This window comes from Corynebacterium sp. BD556 (assembly GCF_038452275.1).
Classification (GTDB): Bacteria; Actinomycetota; Actinomycetes; order Mycobacteriales; family Mycobacteriaceae; genus Corynebacterium; species Corynebacterium mayonis.
This window is the reverse complement of the sequence record NZ_CP141643.1, coordinates 2,022,984-2,040,414: the sequence shown is the minus strand read 5'-3', so window position 1 is coordinate 2,040,414 and position 17,431 is coordinate 2,022,984. Positions and strand designations below refer to the sequence as shown.

Below are 17,431 nucleotides of genomic sequence, written 5' to 3'. Positions count from 1 at the left end.
CAGGGCGCTCACCAGCAACCAAAGAACAACTACGGCCCTTCCACCTGGATCGTCGCGCTAAAGGTCAAGCCTGCGGGCAACTCACCCAAGGAGAAGTTGTACCACCCGCGGAGCCTCAATAAAACCGGCTGCTGGATATGCGGGCCAGCGGCGTTGCTCACCTGCGCATCCACGCCGCTGGGGGTGACTGCCTGGTGCGCACCCCTTGTTGTAAAAAACCTTCTCATCGGTAATGCCCCAGGCCTAAGAAGCCGACGCTTTCGGCGATGATACGGATGGTTGTCCAGCAATCAGCCTCGACTGGCGTGCAGGGCTGTAGCCCGCAACAGCCCCGTCGAGCGTGCGTTCGGGGTCGGCAAGGCCGAAACAACAGCACAGCAGGTTGGATGTATCCGCACGTCACGCGCCCGGAACACCGTCTGCCCTCCCGCCCACGCGGAAATACCGCCTCAACTGGGGTTATAAGTCGTGCGCTCGGAGGGATTCGAACCCCCAACCTTCTGATCCGTAGTCAGAATCTTTGTAGCTTCTACCTTGTGTGATAGCGTTCGCGTTCGCTCGCCGTTCGCCTAAAGGTGACGTGCACTTCGTGCGTACCGACCCTTCCCGCGGCACCAGCGCGTAAGTATGCGGGATCCTACGCGCTGCAAAGACACGATCGGCGTGTGAGAATCATGCCTACTTGTTTCGAGCCAATTGAGGTATTGGCTCCCTCGTTTACTGACGGAAGGAGACCCGCATGAGCTCCACCTACATCCCCGGCAACGGGGTCCCACTCCCCGAGCAGCAAAAGCCCAACAACGGCTGCATGAAATACGGCGCAATCGGCGCCGGAATCCTCATCCTCTTCGCACTACTAGGCAGCTGCGGGGACGAGGAAACGGAGACTGTTATCGAGACGGTGACGGTGACCTCCTCGGCCAGGGCATCGACGGTTACGGTCACCGCTACAACGACGGTGACGAGCTCATCCCCTACTGCTGCCCCAACACAGGCCGAAACGGCGTCGAGCGGGGAACCAGAGGTGGGCGCAGGAGCAGGAGCGGGTGTGGGCGCTGGGGCGGGTGCGTCCGGCGGCACCGACCAAAACGACCAGCGAGCCCAATTCTTCGCACCCGCACCACCTCAACCCGCACCCGCCCAATCAGCGTCATACGGCAGCTGCGATGAAGCTCGCAGCGCCGGCGCGGCCCCACTATACGTCGGTGACCCGGGCTACAGGTCGGGCCTCGACCGTGACGGCGACGGCGTAGCCTGCGAATAGAAAGGCATGAAAAAAGACCCCCAAAAAAATAAACTGCTCCCCATCAGTAGGAATCTGATTTCTCAGTCCAATAAATGGGGAGCAGTTTAGTCCGCTAGATTTTTCCTCTCCACGAGGTGCCCAATCTCGTGCGCGAGAGTGAACCGCTGCCGAGCTTCGGGTTCATTGGAGTTGATGTAGATGATTGGATCGGCGTCATCCTCTTTTACGACGACTCCCGAAATCGAGGAATCGAGGGGCCGGAAGACAACTCCTGCTCCTAGCGTTCCAGCCAAGGCGACGAGCCCATCCATATTCCCTCTTCCAATGGGGAAATGGGCAAGGATGTCACGTGCTCTCTTACGAGCGTCTTCGTACAGAAGCACCATCGTCTACCTCCTTTCCCCTCAAATATTAGCGCTTGGCTCGTCCCGTTTGAACACTCTTTTCCATACGTCCTCGTGTTCGCTCGATGTTCGTACCTACTTCGGCCCACCTGGGGCTACTCTGTCCCACTTTTCCGACCAGGCCGAGCGCGAAAAACCCCAGGCTTTCCGACCTCTAGCCGTTCTACCTAGGGTTTCTGTTCGTGCGCTCGGAGGGATTCGAACCCCCAACCTTCTGATCCGTAGTCAGATGCTCTATCCGTTGAGCTACGAGCGCGTGGCGGAGACGACAGGATTTGAACCTGCGGCCCTCCGCAAAGAGGGCAACTCCTTAGCAGGGAGCCCCATTCGGCCACTCTGGCACGTCTCCAGACCTTTTAGCATGCTACCTAATACCGTGGCGCTTAACAAAATGCGTCGTCAAGCAATGCGACTGGGTGCGGGGCGCGACTTGCCCTGCCGCAGAACACATGGCAGATGGTCTATACCTTGTTTTCGGTTTCGCGGCGGAGATGAAGTCTCACACCATGCCGCAGCGACCGCCGCACGCATACCAGACCTAAAGCAACCCTTAAGTCACACAAAGAGGGCTAATCTTTAGTCCATGACTGACCTTCCGCTTTCCAACGTTGACCCGGGCGGCCTTATGGAATACTCGGTGGTGTTCACCGACCGCTCCCTGAACCACATGTCCCAAAAGTTCATCGGAGTCGCCCGCGAGATGGTCGACCTGCTGTGCAAGACATACAACTCCGACACCGCAGCCCTTGTCCCCGGCGGCGGAACCGCCGCAATGGAATCTGTTGCCCGCCAACTATTCACCGGCAAAAAAGTCCTGGTGATTCGCTCAGGTCTATTCACCTTCCGGTGGTCCCAAATCATCGAAGCCGGGGCAGTGACCGACCACGTGGAGGTTCTCAACGCCTCACCTGTAGAAAAAGGGACTGCGGCTTCCTTCGCTCCGCCTCCACTCGAGCGCGTGCGCGCCGCCGCCGACGAGTTCCAACCAGACGTCATCGTCACCGCCCACACCGAAACCGCCGCTGGTTTGACCCTGCCACAGGACTACCTCAACGGCCTGGGTGAGATCGCCCGCGAAAACAACGCCCTGTTCGTGCTCGACTGCATCGCCGCAGGCGCGTCCTTCCCCGACATGGGCGCCCTAGGTATTGACGTTTTAATTTCCGCGCCGCAAAAGTCCTGGTCCGGCTCCCCCGCCACCGGCTACGTCATGCTCAACTCACGTGGCCGCGACGCCGTCAACGCCACCCACTCCACCTCCTTTGCTTTGGATCTGAAGAAGTGGCTGGAAATTTTCGAAGGCTACCGGGAAGGAAAAGCCGGCTACCACACCACACTTCCCACCGACACCATCGCGGCCAACCTGACCACGATGAAAGAAGCCCTTGCTGCTGGGCTGGACACTCTCGCCGAGCGTCAGGCGGAGCTCGGACGACTGGTGCGCGAAGGTGCCTACGAACGCGGCTACAGCTCCGTGGCTGCCGAAGGCTTTGAATCCGACGGAGTTGTGGTGCTTTACGCGAAAAATGCGGAGCAACAGTCGGGCGCGGCGTTCAAGGGCCACGGACTCCAGATCGCTGCCGGCGTGCCTTTGAAAATCGGTGAGGGCGAGGACTTCTCCACTTTCCGCATCGGCCTATTCGGGCTGGATAAATGGGCAGACCCGCAGGCTGCCGCACAGCGCTTCTTGAAGGTGCTAGACGAGGTCTAAAAACCAACACCGCACCGCTGCGGCGGAAGAACCACCGAAAATCCCGCAGGACCACCACGGTACCTGCGGGATTTTTTGGCGGAGACGGGGGGATTTGAACCCCCGGAGGTGTTACCCTCGCCGGTTTTCAAGACCGGTGCATTCGGCCGCTCTGCCACGTCTCCATCGCAGATATCTTAGCCCGAGCACACCAACTTGGATAATCTCGGGTGCATGAAGGCGATTACACAAACAGATCCGGACAATCCCCGTTCCCTGAAGCTTGCTGAGGTGGACTCCCCGGCGCTACAGCCGGGTGAGGTGCTGGTAGAGGTGCGTGCTGCTGGCGTGAACCGCGCCGATTTGGTGCAGGCTCAGGGCATGTACCCGCCGCCGCAAGGAGCTTCGGAGATTCTTGGCCTGGAGTGCGCGGGGGTGATCGCGGATGCTGGTGATACTGGCCGTGAGCTTGGCCAGGAGGTCGGTTGCCTGTTGGCCGGCGGTGCTTACGCCGAATACGTCGCAGTTCCAGAGGGCCAACTCACCCCGATCCCGGAGGGGTTTTCCATGGTCGACACCGCCGGCGTGGTCGAGGCGGCGGCGACTGTGTGGTCGAATCTGGGCATGGTCGCGGGCATGAAAAAGGGCGATCGGGTGCTCATTCACGGCGGTTCGGGCGGCATTGGTTCTTTCGCGATCCAGCTCTGCAAGGCTTTCGGTTGCGAGGTGGCGGTGACTGCGGGCAGCCAAGAGAAGTTGGATTACTGCCGTGAGCTGGGCGCAGATATTCTGATCGACTACAAGGAGCAGAGTTTCGCCCAGGAGCTCAAGGGCTCATGCGACATCATTCTCGATGTTGTGGGTGGGGCTTATTTGGAAGACAACATCACATCGCTTGGAGCTGACGGTCGCCTGGTGGTTATCGCGTTGCAGGGCGGGGCGAAAGGCACGCTCAGTCTGGGCCGCATGATGCCGCGCCGCTTGTCGGTCCACGCAACTACGTTGCGTGCGCGCCCCACGGAGATGAAGTCGGCCATCGTCGCCGACACAGTCAAGCACGTGTGGCCTTTGCTTGCCGACGGCACCATCAAGGCCAACGTCTCCCGCACCTTCCCGCTTGCCGACGCCTCCTTAGCCCACGACCACCTCGATTCCGGCAATAACACCGGAAAAATCGTCCTGGAAGTCTCCTAAGCGAGGGAGGCAACCGTGCGAATCAACTGATCAACGTCCGCTGCAGTGTTGAAAGGCCCAAGCGAAACCGTGACCGCGCCGCCTAACTCCGGGGCTCCCATGTCGACAAGAAGTGGGCTCATAGGCGTCTCGGTTGCGATGATCCCGTTGGCGAAAAGCCGCTGATAAACGGTACTAGAGGGAACTCCCATGACGCCGAATGTCAGGCGGGGAACACGGTCTGCAAGCGCCCCGTCAGCAGCTTCGCCGGACAGTCCGACAATGTGGACGGCTGGAAGGGTACTCAAGAAAGTGTGAAGGTCGTCGCGCAGCCCGTTTAAGTAGGAGCGAGTCTCAGCCATCGACGCAAGCAGGCGACTGCGGCGGGTGCTGCGGCCTTTGGGGGTGACGTCGGCAAGCGAAGCGTAGTGCTCCACCGCCGCTGACACGCCACCAGCTAAACCCGGCGAGACCCTTTGCGCCAGCTTTCCGCCACCTGCAACATCTAAGCCGAGCGCTTCCATCCGCCCAAACATAGCCTCATCTCGAAACACCAACGCGGCGATCTCCGGCCCACCCAACTCCTTGACATCCACAGCCACAACATCTGCCCCCCACTCATCAAAAGTGACAGGCCGGTACGCAGCGTAAACAGAAGCATCCACCACCACCCATGCACGCGAAAGCTCACGCACATAGTCGACAATCTCAGCAACCGGGACCACATTGCCCAACAGCGGGTGCGCCGCGGGAATCGAAACAAGGCGGACAGTACCTCCGATCAGCTCCTTGAACTGCCACGCAGGCAACTCCCCCGTGCCCAAATCCGCCTGCGCCCACCGCACATCCGCCTCCGCCCGGCCCAACGCCGCCGTCAGCTCCGGGCGATCCACATTGTTGAGCACCATCGTCGACCCATGACGAAACATCGGCCGCATCGCCGCCCTCAACGCCGCATACAAAGACTGCAAACTCGGGCCGAGCACCACCCGATCCTGCGACGCGCCAACGAGATCCGCGACAGCGGCTTTAGCGTCGCTAAGCAAGGCATGCGCCTCAGGCGCACCCACACCACCCCGCGCATGCGAACCCGCCCCAGGCTCCGGCTGCACAACCGCCGACGCCACCCGAAAAGATCGCGCAACCGCCGACGCCACCCGTTCCGGAACCTGCGGACAATCATGCGCATTCAAATACGTCCACCCATCCGACAAGGAGGTGTACAAACCACGCACGCCATAAACGTCATACGCCACGCGCCACACCTCCCACTCGGTTGAGAAACACCGTTGTCAATTATGCATTGCCCAGCGCGCTAATGCACACTCCCCCCCAGCTCCGCCCACCAACAACATTTAGCCAGGCTAGGGGCAATCACAGCCCACGAAACACCCGGACAGTTAGACCCGCACAGGTACCCTGGCATTAGGGTTAGACACGTGCAGGACATCAAACAATTGCGTGCCGACGTCGCCCGCATGACGACAGAAGCCACCGAGGATTCGCCGAAGTCGCAATCCAAAACGTTCACCATGGCGTGGCAGGACCTCATCCGCGGCTGGGGCCAAAACGAACTCTGGCTCCAACTCGGATGGCAAGACATCAAGCAACGCTACCGGCGCTCCACCCTTGGCCCCCTTTGGATCACCATCGCCACCGGCGTCATGGCCCTAGCACTTGGCCTGCTCTACTCCATGCTTTTTCAAATCTCCGTTCGCGACTTCCTCCCACACGTCACCGTCGGATTCATCATTTGGGGTTTCATCTCAGGCTGCATCAAAGACGGCGCAAACGTCTTTATCGAAAACGAAGGCCTGATTAAACAACTGCCGTCCGCACTCTCCGTCCACGTCTACCGGCTCGTTTGGCGCCAACTCCTCTTTCTCGCCCACAACATGGTCATCTGGGTGATCCTCATCGCCGTGTTCCGCATCCCCCTCGGGTGGTCAGCTCTATGGGCCGTCCCCGCCCTTGCCCTGCTGGTAGTCAACGGCGTGTGGGTCACAATGCTCTTTGGCATCATCGCCACCCGCTTCCGCGACGTCGCCCCCCTTTTAGAGTCCCTCGTGCAGCTCCTGTTCTACGTCACCCCCATCGTGTGGATGACCGACACCCTGCGCGAACAAGGCGGAGAAGTCGCCCAACGCGCCCGCATCGCCGAACTCAACCCCCTGTACCACTACCTCGAAATCGTCCGCGCCCCCATGATCGGCAAAGACATAGTGGCCTACCACTGGGGAATCGTCGGCATCTGCACCCTCATCGGCCTCCTCCTCGCACTATTTGTCATGCGCCAATGGCGCTTCCGCGTCCCCTACTGGGTATAAAAACTATGGTTTCCATCGATACTTACAACGCCTGCGTCGACTTTCCCATCTTCGACGCCAAATCCCGCTCCCTGAAAAAAGCCGTCATGTCCACAGCCGGAGGCGCTATCGGCAAAAACTCCTCCAACACCGTCGTCGTCGAAGCGCTGCGCGACGTCAACCTCCACTTGCGCGAAGGCGACCGCGTCGGACTCGTCGGACACAACGGCGCCGGAAAATCCACCCTGTTGCGCCTATTGTCCGGCATCTACGAACCCACCCGCGGCGTCGCCGACGTACGCGGACGCGTCGCCCCCGTCTTCGACCTCGGCGTCGGCATGGACCCCGAAATTTCCGGCTACGAAAACATCATCATTCGCGGGCTTTTCCTCGGCCAAACCCGCAAACAAATGAAAGCCAAAATAGACGAAATCGCCGAGTTTTCCGAACTGGGCGACTACCTCAACATGCCCCTGCGCACCTACTCCACCGGCATGCGCGTGCGCCTCGCCCTCGGCGTGGTCACCTCCATCGAACCCGAAATTTTGCTGCTCGACGAAGGAATCGGCGCCGTCGACGCTGCCTTCATGGCCAAAGCCCGAGTTCGACTCGCCGAAATGGTGCAACGCTCCGGCATCCTCGTCTTCGCCTCCCACTCCAACGACTTCCTTGCCCAACTGTGCAACACCGCCCTGTGGGTCGACAAAGGCGAAATCCGCCAAGCCGGCCTCGTCTCCGACATCGTCGAAGCCTACGAAGGACCCGAAGCCGGAGCACACGTAGCACAGCTGGTGAAGCGTTTCCACGGGTAGGGAGTCAGAGGTGATTGAGTGCTGCGGTGTTGCACAGCGCCAAGGATTTCCTGCCACTTCGCAACGTGGCTCTATTCCCAGCCCGCTGCCCCCAAGGCATCATCCGGGGTGGCCATGATGCCCACTGGCTTGACAAGGCTCGGAGTGTGCGCAGGGGTCTTTCGACGTCGTACATGAAGGCACTTCGGGCTTCTTTGCTTCCCTCATGCACAATGGTTTTCATGACCTCCCCCTTGAATCCGCGCGGGACAACCGCGGCGGTGATCGTCACCCATAATCGGCCCGAACTGCTGCAACATTCGTTGGCGCAGGTGGTGAGCCAAACGCACCCAGTGGAGTGGGTGATCGTGGTAGACAATGCGGCGCAGGAAGAAGTCAAGGAGCTGCTTGAAGAAAAAGCGGGTGAAAGGGCGGTTTACCTGGCGTCGAAAACCAACCTGGGTGGTGCGGGTGGCTTCGCCTACGGGTTTTTGCACGCCTTGGCGTTGGGGGCTGACGCGGTGTGGTGCGCAGATGATGACGGCCGCCCGGCCGACGAGCATGTCTTAGAAACCCTGTACGCCACCGCCAGCAAGCATGGTCTGCACGAGGTCAGCCCGATCGTGGTGAATATGGACGACCCAACAAAACTCGCCTTCCCGCTGCGCCAAGGGCTGGTGTGGAAGCGGGAGACCCGCGAGTTAGAGGGCGAGTTTTTGCCCCACTACGCTTCACTGTTCAACGGTGCGCTGATCAGCGCGGCCGCGATGGAGCGCATCGGCGTGCCGGATTATCGCCTGTTCATCCGGGGCGATGAGGTGGAGTACCACCGTCGCTTAGCCAATTCGGGAATGAAATACGGTACGGCTTTGACCACGGCGTATCTGCATCCCGACGGTTCGGGTGAGTTCGTGCCCATCATGGGCGGGCGGGCGCACGCACAGTGGCCGGACAATGACACGAAACGTTATTTCACGTACCGCAACCGCGGCTTCATTATGAATCAGCCAGGCATGAGGAAAATGAAGCTGCAGGAGGTTGTGCGCTTCGGCTGGTTCTTCTTAGTGGAGAAGAAAAGCCCACGAGAGTTCGTGGAGTGGCTGAAGTTGCTGCGCATGGGCGCAAAGGAGGACTTCCGCAGGCCCTAAGCCACAGCGCCTTACAAGCCCTTGACGGGCTTTTGCTCAATCACCAGCTTCGTTTCCTCTTTGAAGATCACACGCCGCTGCAACACGAAGTTAGTCACGGTGGCAACACCCTGGGCAATAACGAAGGAGATAGTGTCCTTGTAAGGGTTGACAAGCCCGAGGGCCTGGAGGGGGTTGTCGGTGACGTCGTAAAGCACAACTTGGACCGCGAAGGTGACCGCGTAAAGGATAAAGACCGCGCCGGCTTTTTTGGCGTTGACTTGGGCTTGGAACGCGAACTTGGAGTTAAGAAGGTAGGCGGCGAGGGTGCCGAAAACCCAGCCGATGACCTTCGATTGGACGCGTGAGAGTGCGGTCAGCTCGGTCAGGGAGTATGTGATTCCGAAGTCGATGACCGCGCAGCCAATGCCGATGATGATAAACGGCACCAACTGTTTCCGCAGTGAACTTTTGTCCTCTTTAGCCACGTTGGGCTAGCCTACCTGCGAACAAGCTCACGGAAGATTTCAAGTCGCGCGACTGGCGGGACGCGGCGTGGCCCAAGGGCACCAAGCGCGGTCAGCCTGACCAAAGACCCTGCGCACAGCGCCCGGATCTCTGCGGCGCTGTGATCACCCCAGCCGAGAGCCGCGAAAGTGGACTGCGTCACGGAGTCGGTGGTTTGGGCATCGCCCAGGCATGCGAGTGCAAGGACGGTGCACCAATAGGCGTCGCGGGCCATGTCAGTTCGTTCGCGGGGCAAGGTGCGCGCCACATCACGAGCATGCTTGTCGACGCCTCCTTTCCCCACATCCAGCGCGTGCAGCAACAGGATGAAATCGTGTTGTTTGGAACGGGTAATCACATCCCGGACCTCGTCACGCACCTGGTGCAGGATGCCGTTAGCCCAGTCCTCGCCGACGAGGCGGCGGTTGACCTCGGAGATGTCAAAAGCCCCGCCGTCGATGGAACCGCAGCCAGCAACGCAGACTGCGTCCGGGGTAGCGTCATCGCGGGGGAGGGCCTCCACTCGCCACAGATCGAAACGCCACAAACCCCAGATGAAGGAAAAAGGGCCATGACCTGGGTGGAGAACTGTGCCGACTGTGCCGACTGTGCCGACAGTGGTGTCGGCGGAGGTGAAATGCGCGGGGGAGGGCGTGTGTCCAGGAAGCGAAAAAGCGGTGGCGATGACGCGCTGCACTTCCTCTAACGGCATATCGTCGCTGAAGCCCAAGTAGCGGTAAATCTCCTCATCGGCCTTCATGGTGGCTACCCGCACAACAATAGTGGTGCGGGTAGTGGGCGTGCGGGCAAGCTGCGCTCGAGCGAGGGCGAAGTCGATGACTTCGGCGTTCATGCTCGCGCGGGAAACCATCGCTATTTCACTTGTTTATACGCAAGATAACCCGCGGCCGCGACAGCGCCCATCGTCGACCACGGAGCGCTCACACCCCGACGCCTCAAGCTGCGGGCTATCGCGCGGTGCCCAGAGGCACTCGCAAAGGTCAAACCCACCGCGACAGCCGTCAACCCGCCGAGCACCGCCCACGACGCGGCGGGGCCGCCTTCGTTTTGCACCACCGTGGTGAGATCGTTTTCGACTACCTCGTCGAAGGCGTTGAAAGCGGCTATGGTGGCCAGGTTCGCCGCCGCCACTACGGCGCGCGCTGTGAGGGGGTGACGAGTCAGGTCACCCACCGCGTAGAAGCCGACAATGAAACCTGCTTGAATCAGCTGGCCCGCGAACGTGTTGTCGAGGGCGTTGTAGTCTATCTGTTCCGCGTCGCGGTGCGCGTCAACGTGTGGAGCGTCCATGAGGCCCCATCGTAGACGCGCATTAGGCTCCCCGTCGGCGCACCGTACCTTGTGCCGCCACTGCCACACCAAACACGCTCAACACGACGCCCGCGAGGGCCCACGGCAAGAACCCGACGCCGCCCGTCTTAGGCAAGTTACCCGTGCGCACGTTAGCGAGTGTCATATCGACCTCCCCATTGGCGGCTTCGAAGCCGACGATCGGGAAGGAAAGCGAGCCTGGACCGTTCACCAGTGTGCCCGTCGCATCCGTTGGGCCGCTGAGACGGAAGATCCTCAGTTCACCTTGATCCTGATCCACCTTGAAATACTCAGGTTGCGAAAGCAAGGAGTATCCGCCGTTAGCTGCTTTTGTCTCGATGAGCTGGTAACGGCCGAGAGGCAGGTTCTTCCACACAAACTCATTATTGTTCTCCGAGTTCGGCGGCTGGACCGGGTCAGCCGGCGCAACAGTGTCAAGCCGTCGGAGTTCGAACTTAGCTCCGTCCAGGGAGGTCGAGTTGTCCGCCGCGTCTACCTTGAGTATGCGCAGATCGAAACTCGATGCTTCCGGCACCTTTCGGTAGTAAACGATGCAGTGGATGCCTCCAAAGGCGGGCACATTGGAGATCGAAAAGTCATTGGTCGGGCTGGAAGGATTACGAGGGTTCAAGTTCGCTACGTTGACCTTGTTTCCATTCCCGTCGGTGCACTGGGCGTTTTGACCGCCACCTGCATCCATCGGCACCCAACCTTCGGGTGTCTTCCCAGCTTGTTCACGAATGTCAACCCTGCTGTAGGAAGTCGTTCCATTGAGCTGGAACTCGGCGACAAGATTGTCACGTCCTGGCACAGGGGTTGGTAGCTCAGTTTTCCTTTCGGAACTACCCACGCTCGGGCGCATCTCGGCATCGAAGCCCCACGTCCGCGACTGCGCGTTCGTCGGCACCGTATTGGCAGGTGTCGGCACGACATTGTCTTCTTGACCCTCGTAGAAGCGTCGCTCTACCGAGATCTGGCAGGTGTTGAGCGTATTGATCAGTGCTTGACGGAACACGTCAGCGTTTTGATACGTGGCAAAGTTCGATTTGCGCAAAGATGGCGATGAACCGTCGGGGTTAGGTCCGGAAATTGCTTGGAGGTTGCTTTCAGAGACATCCAGCTGTTTTTCTTCGTTGATAAAGATATTCCACCCCCAACTAGCTGGAACACCTACCGGGACGATGCGCGTACCTTGAGCCTTCAAAGTGTTAGCCATGCCCATCGCGGCTTCAACGTGGCGGAACTCACCATCAACGCCAGAATCGCTTTTAGATTTCGTATCCAATCGCGTGGGGTTTCCGTCGGTGATCATGTACACGACATCATAGCGCTGTGTTGGATTGGCCAGGTTGTAGTCAACATAAGATTCGATTGGCGCTTCCCAGTTGGTTCCACCACCACTACGCAAGCGTTTTACCCAGTCTTTGGCCCGCTGCAGGTCGGCTTCATTGCCGATGTCGAGCGGGGTGAGGATATTCCTCGAAGGGTTAGTACTGTTTGAAAAACTGACCAGACCGACTTTCGTGTTCGTCCGCTTCAAGCTGTCAAAAACACCGTTAACGTTGCGGTTTCCATTGAGGATTGTCTCAATCGTGCTCAGACCCGTCGAACCCATGGAACCTGAGGTGTCGATAATGAAGCCAACATTGAGTCCGCAACGGTTGCTCAACGGCGGGTTTGAGCGAACCTGCTGGAAAACTCCAAGCGAACTACGATCCCAGTTAGGACCGGCCCAACCGTCCCAAGGCGAAGCCGCCTCGTACATAAACGAGGTCGAGCTTCCGATGGCCTGCCAGTTAGAGCCCCAATTTGAACTCCTGGTCGTGTAGTCGATTCCTGAGTAAAAGACCTTGTTTGGCTCCATGTTCGGTGTCGCATACGCGTCGTTATATAGGGTGCCTCTATCGGTGCTAGAGTTGCCCGAACCACCGGTGCGCATCGTCTTCTGCACTTCAAACCCAGGCGAAGCCTTAGTCATGGCGATCCAGTAGTAGGGGAACGTATCGGTACCTTCCACTGGGACATCGAATACACATTCACCGTTGACGTCAGCCGTGCAAGTTGCCCAAGGTTGGTTGATTGCGACGGGACTGTCCGTAGCACGGTTAGTCCTGTTAGCCTCGGTGTTTCCGAAAGACCGAGAATTCAGCGGCTTGTAAAGCTGCAAAACAGCCCCTGGCTCCATTGAATAACGAGCAACACTGTCGAGGCGATCTCCCGCCCGCGTCGAGGAGTTCCTCTGTCCGCCGATCAACCTGTCACCGCCGACCTGGACCACCAGGCGCGTGTGATTGGCTGGGACGGGTCCGTATTCGGAGGCGATCACAGGCCGCACGTTGAAGGCTGCGATTCCAGCACTTAAAGATCGTGCAGTGGCCCTCCCGCTGTAAAGTGACCATCCCGTCGGAATACGTTCTTCCTCAGCGAGGGCTACCTCCGCTTTGAAGGTCGTAGTCTTTTCCAGCTCTACCGCCTGAGTGTCGAAGGTGATCATGTCACCGGTGACGTCTTTGGGGATATCGGCCGGCAACTCGACATCGCTGTCGGCAGTGGGGTAGACGAAAGTATCAACTGCGTTCGCCGGCAGTTCGCTGTCATTGATTGCTGCTTGAGTGACGGCTTCGATGGGGACGTCCGATTGTTCGCGGACGAAAGAAACCTCGGGATCAGCCAGAACGACACCTTCGGGCGTTGAGGGGAACTCAACCGTTGCCTCAAGGTCGTAGAGTTGAGATCCGTCTTCTGCAGGTCCGACGTAGTTAAACGTGACCTCTCCGACGACCTCTGGTTCCGCTAGGAGGCCTTCCACACCGCGCAAAGCGTCCCCCACTGCGCCCGCAATACTTTCGCGCCCTTCTACTGATTCGAGGGTTTTCTCCGGTGTAACCGTTGTCCATGGCGATTCAGTGACGGCAAGCCCTGAAGGCAGGTCGCTTTCGCTGGCGGGAGCAGTGGACACGCCGGTCGAGGTACTGTCCTGGGCAGGTGCTGGTGTCACGGCGACGGCGGTAAGCGCCACAGACATTCCCGCTGCCGCACGCACGATCTTCCGCCATAGCGGATGACTCTTCATTCTCGAACTTTCCTTAGTCATTGTTCTCACGTTTCCTGCTCATCCAAAGGCCCAAAACGATGAGAAGTGCGCCAAGCGCGGTGATCCACAGGACGCTTGCACCGGTTGAAGCCAAACCGCCCCGGCTGACTTTGCCGGGTGTGTCTTCATGGGGCTGTTCCGGCGGATTAGAAGGCGCTGGAGAGGATGGCGTTGAAGGTGGGGTATGCCCGGTGGTTAGCACTGGTGGTGCTGGCGGAGGGGTGGCGCGGTCTGCGGGTGGAGTTGCCGGCGGGGGTGTCGTTGGCGGATCTTTGGGAGCGGGTTTGACCACCACGACGTTGTCGTAGGTGAATTGTTGGCCGGTGACGTCGCCGAAGGGCAGCACGAGCCACCGGGGACTAGACAGGCGCCAGTCGTAATTGTCATTGGGGGCAGATTCCTCGAGCCTATATAGCCCTGGTTTCAATTCGGTGAAAAGGACTTTCCCATTTTCGCCGGTTGTGCCCGAGGCGACCTCTATGGCCTCCAGCGCATCGAACTCCTGCTGGGTGCGCTCACGTGCCGCTTCCTTGCGGCCTTCGGGAGTCGTTACATCGATTCCCTCGGCGCGAAAGAGGGTAAATGTCAGGCCCGCGACACCGCCGTCAGGTTTTTCCCCAGAAGGCACATCGTCGTTCGGGTTTCGAGGCTGTTTCCTCACTTCGAGCGTTAGCCCCCGCGAGGCATCCACACTCGCGGCTGGAATTGATTTATCGTTGCCGGTGGCAACACGTGCCTGGGCATCAGCCAGGCCGCCTAGCGCAATCGTGCCCACCGTCACCGAAAGGGCGATGGTGGCCAGAAGCTTATGCATGGGCCTCTCCTCCGCATTTTTCTTTCAGGCCGGACACCCAAGCACCGCCTATCTTGGGCACAAAAAAGTAGATGACAAGCCATATAAACTATTGCATACTCTCCCCCATCATGCCCGATGACGTATTACTAATCAAGTTTCGCCCGAGGTCAGGTGCCTTCACATCGGAATGGTCATCCCTAAGCCGAGGTCACTGCGCATCTGACTACCTCGCGCGCCTTTTCTGCGCCCCACGGCGCTGCGCCAAGAAATGCATTGGCGGCTTCTCGGGGCGCGTCCAAGCGAGCCCCGCCGAACACCCAAGCGCGGTTCGCGGACCTCGACGCGCAAACGAAAGCGCTAGGGTTTGAAGCCATGAGAAAGCACTACAAAGGCGACGACCCGGCGGCGACGCACGAAGCGGCGCAGCGCATTGAAGCTCCCCTCTCAGACTTCATGGCGCGCGTATTCGCTGAGGAGCTGCCTTTTCTCGACTCAACCTCCCGCGGCCGCGTCTACGAGCTTTTACGCGAGCATAAAGCTGCCGGCCGGCCGACCATCACCTCACAGGAGGAGCTGCCAGACGAGATCCGCGAGCTGATGGACCTGTAGCCCATCGGTGATACTGGCCACTTATCTCACACATAAACTCAAACTTTCGACGGGTATCACTAGGCTGGGCCCGGCCACAAAGAAACGGAGAACTTCGCCACTATGGAACTTCACACCACCGCCAAGTCCCTCTACGGGTGGGGCCGCACGGCGCCGTCAACCGCCCATGTTCTTTCCACCCCTGACGTCGAGGTGATTAAGCAGGCCGTCGCCCAGGTCGCTGAGGAAAACGAGACCTTGCCTGAGCACCTGCGCCGCGGCGTCATCGCCCGCGGCATGGGCCGCTCCTACGGCGACCCCGCCCAAAACGGCGGTGGACTCGTTGTGGACATGCAGCCACTCAACGCCATCCACTCTATCGACCCTGAGACAGCGCTTGTCGACGTCGACGGCGGCGTCACCCTCGACCAACTCATGAAAGCCGCCCTGCCATACGGATTATGGGTTCCTGTCCTGCCCGGCACCCGCCAAGTCACCATCGGCGGCGCCATCGGCCCGGACATCCACGGCAAAAACCACCACTCCGCCGGCTCCTTCGGCGATCACGTCGTGTCCATCGAACTGCTCGTCGCCGACGGTCGTGTCCTCCACCTGCGCCCGGAAGGCTCCGAGGACGACCCGGACGGAGAGCTGTTTTGGGCCACAGTCGGCGGCATGGGCCTCACCGGCATCATCCTGCGCGCACAGATCCGCATGACCAAGACCGAAACCGCCTACTTCATCGCGGACACCGACCGCACCGACACACTCGACGAGACAATAGCGGCGCACTCCGACGGCTCCGAAGTCAACTACGAGTACTCCTCCGCCTGGTTCGACGCGATTTCAGGGCCCCCAAAGACGGGTCGCTCCACCATCTCGCGCGGCTCGCTGGCCACCCTGGCCCAGCTTGAGGAATACGCGCCGAAACTGGCGAAGGACCCGTTGAAGTTCAACGCCCCGCAGCTCATGACAGTGCCGGACATTTTCCCCTCCTGGACAATGAACAAACTCTCCCTCATGGCCATCGGTGAGGCTTACTATCTCAAAGGCGGCCCGGCGCGAAACCAGATTCAAAACCTGACGCAGTTTTATCAACCACTAGACCTCATCGGCGAGTGGAACCGCGGTTACGGCTCCGCTGGCTTTTTGCAGTACCAGTTCGTGGTGCCCACCGACGCGATTGAGCCTTTCAAGGACATCATCTACCAGATCCAGTCCAGCGGCCATTACACCGCGCTCAATGTGTTCAAGCTTTTTGGCGAAGGAAACCGCGCGCCTTTGTCCTACCCAATGAAGGGCTGGAACGTGTGCGTAGACTTCCCCATCCGCCCGGGCCTGGGCGAGTTCCTCGACCGTTTGGATGATCAGGTCATGGAGTTCGGCGGCCGTTTATACCTGGCCAAAGAGTCGCGCACTAGCGCCGAAAAGTTCCACGCCATGTACCCGGGCATGGACGGCTGGTTAAAGACCCGCCGCGCCATCGACCCGACCGGTGTGTTCGCCTCCGACATGTCCCGCCGCCTCGAGTTGCAATAGTTAGGCCGCAAATCTCAAATTTTTAAGGAGAACCACATGCTCAACGCAGTAGGTCAAGCACAAAACATCCTTCTAGTCGGCGGCACCTCCGAAATCGGGTTGGCTATCGTCGCTGAGCTCGCCTCCCGCGGCGGCGCGCCGACAGTCACCCTCGCATTGCGCAAGGACTCCCCGCGCGTTGACGCGGCAGTCGCAGAAGTCTCTCGCGCCGGCGCTGGCCACGTGCGCTTGTTAGATTTCCACGCCACTGATTTTGGTTCCCACCCCGGCGTGATCGATGAGGCTTTTTCTGAAGGCGACATTGATGTGGCTATTGTCGCTTTCGGCACCTTGGGTGATCAGGAAGTGCTATGGCAGGACCAAGCCAGGGCTGTCGAGTCCGCCCAGACTAACTATTCAGCGTATGTCTCCGTGGGCGTTTTGCTCGGCCAGGCAATGAAGGCGCAGGGCCACGGCACAATCATCGCCATGAGCTCGGTCGCCGGGCAGAAGGTGCGCCGCTCCAATTTTGTTTATGGTTCGGCTAAGGCAGGTATGGATGGGTTCTATTTGCAGCTCGGTGAGGCGCTGCGCGGCGACGGCGTGAAGGTCACCGTGGTGCGTCCAGGTCAGGTCCGCACGAAGATGACGGCTGGACTCGGCGAGGCACCGTTGACGGTGAATAAGGAAGATGTTGCCCGCGCGGCTGTCGACGCCGCCCTCAGTGGCGAGCGCACCGTCTTTGTTCACAAGCTTTTCGCGCCGATCTCCCTGGTGCTGCAGCACCTGCCAGCCGCGGTGATGCGTCGCCTCAATTTCTAACGCTCCACACCCGCCCCATGGCGTGCCACGTTTTGCA

General features: G+C 59.7%; 17 protein-coding genes and 4 tRNA genes. 9 read left to right on the top strand and 12 right to left on the bottom strand.

Features of this window, described 5'->3' with window-relative positions; all coding sequences use genetic code 11:
* Nucleotides 1–29: 29 nt before the first annotated feature.
* Nucleotides 30–161: a hypothetical protein gene (locus VLL26_RS09525; RefSeq protein ID WP_342318840.1), complete on the bottom strand. Its 132-nt coding sequence runs from the start codon at nt 159–161 to the stop codon at nt 30–32.
* 308 nt (nt 162–469) lie between these two features.
* Nucleotides 470–552 (bottom strand) — tRNA-Ser (locus VLL26_RS09520).
* Nucleotides 553–739: 187 nt separating this feature from the next.
* On the opposite strand from VLL26_RS09520, the gene VLL26_RS09515 reads away from it, so the two are divergent.
* Nucleotides 740–1,264: an excalibur calcium-binding domain-containing protein gene (locus VLL26_RS09515; protein WP_342318839.1), complete on the top strand. Its 525-nt coding sequence runs from the start codon at nt 740–742 to the stop codon at nt 1,262–1,264.
* 86 nt (nt 1,265–1,350) lie between these two features.
* Here VLL26_RS09515 and VLL26_RS11170 read toward each other — a convergent pair whose 3' ends face one another.
* The 3 genes from VLL26_RS11170 to VLL26_RS09500 form a co-directional block, all read right to left on the bottom strand.
* Nucleotides 1,351–1,557: an ImmA/IrrE family metallo-endopeptidase gene (locus VLL26_RS11170; protein WP_425292319.1), complete on the bottom strand. Its 207-nt coding sequence runs from the start codon at nt 1,555–1,557 to the stop codon at nt 1,351–1,353.
* Between the two features lie 276 nt (nt 1,558–1,833).
* Nucleotides 1,834–1,906, bottom strand: a tRNA-Arg gene (locus VLL26_RS09505).
* Between the two features lies 1 nt (nt 1,907).
* Nucleotides 1,908–1,999, bottom strand: a tRNA-Ser gene (locus VLL26_RS09500).
* A 234-nt stretch (nt 2,000–2,233) separates the two neighbouring features.
* Between VLL26_RS09500 and VLL26_RS09495 the strand changes: the two genes are divergently transcribed.
* Nucleotides 2,234–3,361: an alanine--glyoxylate aminotransferase family protein gene (locus tag VLL26_RS09495; protein ID WP_342318837.1), complete on the top strand. Its 1,128-nt coding sequence runs from the start codon at nt 2,234–2,236 to the stop codon at nt 3,359–3,361.
* 76 nt (nt 3,362–3,437) lie between these two features.
* Here the strand turns inward: VLL26_RS09495 and VLL26_RS09490 are convergent.
* Nucleotides 3,438–3,525 (bottom strand) — tRNA-Ser (locus VLL26_RS09490).
* Between the two features lie 49 nt (nt 3,526–3,574).
* Here VLL26_RS09490 and VLL26_RS09485 point away from each other — a divergent pair.
* Nucleotides 3,575–4,534, top strand: a complete 960-nt coding sequence (locus VLL26_RS09485) for an NAD(P)H-quinone oxidoreductase (protein ID WP_342318836.1) — start codon at nt 3,575–3,577, stop codon at nt 4,532–4,534.
* Here VLL26_RS09485 and VLL26_RS09480 read toward each other — a convergent pair.
* Complete coding sequence (locus VLL26_RS09480; protein ID WP_342318835.1) at nt 4,531–5,769, bottom strand: aminotransferase class V-fold PLP-dependent enzyme; 1,239 nt, start codon at nt 5,767–5,769, stop codon at nt 4,531–4,533. The genes VLL26_RS09485 and VLL26_RS09480 overlap by 4 nt on opposite strands.
* 222 nt (nt 5,770–5,991) lie before the next feature.
* On the opposite strand from VLL26_RS09480, the gene VLL26_RS09475 reads away from it, so the two are divergent.
* The 3 genes from VLL26_RS09475 (at nt 5,992) to VLL26_RS09465 (ending at nt 8,758) form a co-directional block, all read left to right on the top strand.
* Nucleotides 5,992–6,840 carry an ABC transporter permease gene (locus tag VLL26_RS09475; RefSeq protein ID WP_342320196.1) on the top strand — a complete coding sequence of 283 codons (849 nt, stop codon included), beginning with the start codon at nt 5,992–5,994 and terminating at the stop codon, nt 6,838–6,840.
* Between the two features lie 5 nt (nt 6,841–6,845).
* Nucleotides 6,846–7,631, top strand: coding sequence for an ABC transporter ATP-binding protein (locus tag VLL26_RS09470; RefSeq protein ID WP_342318834.1), 786 nt, complete (start codon nt 6,846–6,848; stop codon nt 7,629–7,631).
* Nucleotides 7,632–7,852: 221 nt separating this feature from the next.
* Complete coding sequence (locus tag VLL26_RS09465) at nt 7,853–8,758, top strand: glycosyltransferase family 2 protein (protein ID WP_342318833.1); 906 nt, start codon at nt 7,853–7,855, stop codon at nt 8,756–8,758.
* 11 nt (nt 8,759–8,769) lie between these two features.
* On the opposite strand, the gene VLL26_RS09460 is transcribed toward VLL26_RS09465, so the two are convergent.
* The 5 genes from VLL26_RS09460 to VLL26_RS09440 are packed head-to-tail and all read right to left on the bottom strand — an operon-like array spanning nt 8,770 to nt 14,484.
* On the bottom strand, nt 8,770–9,225 hold the full coding sequence (locus VLL26_RS09460; protein ID WP_342318832.1) for a GtrA family protein: 456 nt from the start codon (nt 9,223–9,225) through the stop codon (nt 8,770–8,772).
* An 11-nt stretch (nt 9,226–9,236) separates the two neighbouring features.
* A complete protein-coding gene (locus VLL26_RS09455; RefSeq protein WP_342318831.1) occupies nt 9,237–10,097 on the bottom strand; it encodes a hypothetical protein in 861 nt (286 codons plus the stop codon).
* 20 nt (nt 10,098–10,117) lie between these two features.
* Nucleotides 10,118–10,555 carry a hypothetical protein gene (locus tag VLL26_RS09450; protein ID WP_342318830.1) on the bottom strand — a complete coding sequence of 146 codons (438 nt, stop codon included), beginning with the start codon at nt 10,553–10,555 and terminating at the stop codon, nt 10,118–10,120.
* A 22-nt stretch (nt 10,556–10,577) separates the two neighbouring features.
* A complete protein-coding gene (locus VLL26_RS09445; protein WP_342318829.1) occupies nt 10,578–13,670 on the bottom strand; it encodes a VWA domain-containing protein in 3,093 nt (1,030 codons plus the stop codon).
* Nucleotides 13,663–14,484, bottom strand: coding sequence for a SpaA isopeptide-forming pilin-related protein (locus VLL26_RS09440; RefSeq protein WP_342318828.1), 822 nt, complete (start codon nt 14,482–14,484; stop codon nt 13,663–13,665). Before VLL26_RS09440 ends, VLL26_RS09445 begins: the two co-directional genes overlap by 8 nt.
* 354 nt (nt 14,485–14,838) lie before the next feature.
* Here VLL26_RS09440 and VLL26_RS09435 point away from each other — a divergent pair, with 354 nt between their 5' ends.
* From VLL26_RS09435 to VLL26_RS09425, 3 genes are all read left to right on the top strand, one after another.
* Nucleotides 14,839–15,075, top strand: a complete 237-nt coding sequence (locus tag VLL26_RS09435; RefSeq protein ID WP_342318827.1) for a hypothetical protein — start codon at nt 14,839–14,841, stop codon at nt 15,073–15,075.
* Between the two features lie 102 nt (nt 15,076–15,177).
* Nucleotides 15,178–16,593, top strand: a complete 1,416-nt coding sequence (locus tag VLL26_RS09430) for an FAD-binding oxidoreductase (protein WP_342318826.1) — start codon at nt 15,178–15,180, stop codon at nt 16,591–16,593.
* Nucleotides 16,594–16,629: 36 nt separating this feature from the next.
* On the top strand, nt 16,630–17,394 hold the full coding sequence (locus VLL26_RS09425; RefSeq protein WP_342318825.1) for a decaprenylphospho-beta-D-erythro-pentofuranosid-2-ulose 2-reductase: 765 nt from the start codon (nt 16,630–16,632) through the stop codon (nt 17,392–17,394).
* The last annotated feature ends 37 nt before the right edge of the window (nt 17,395–17,431 follow it).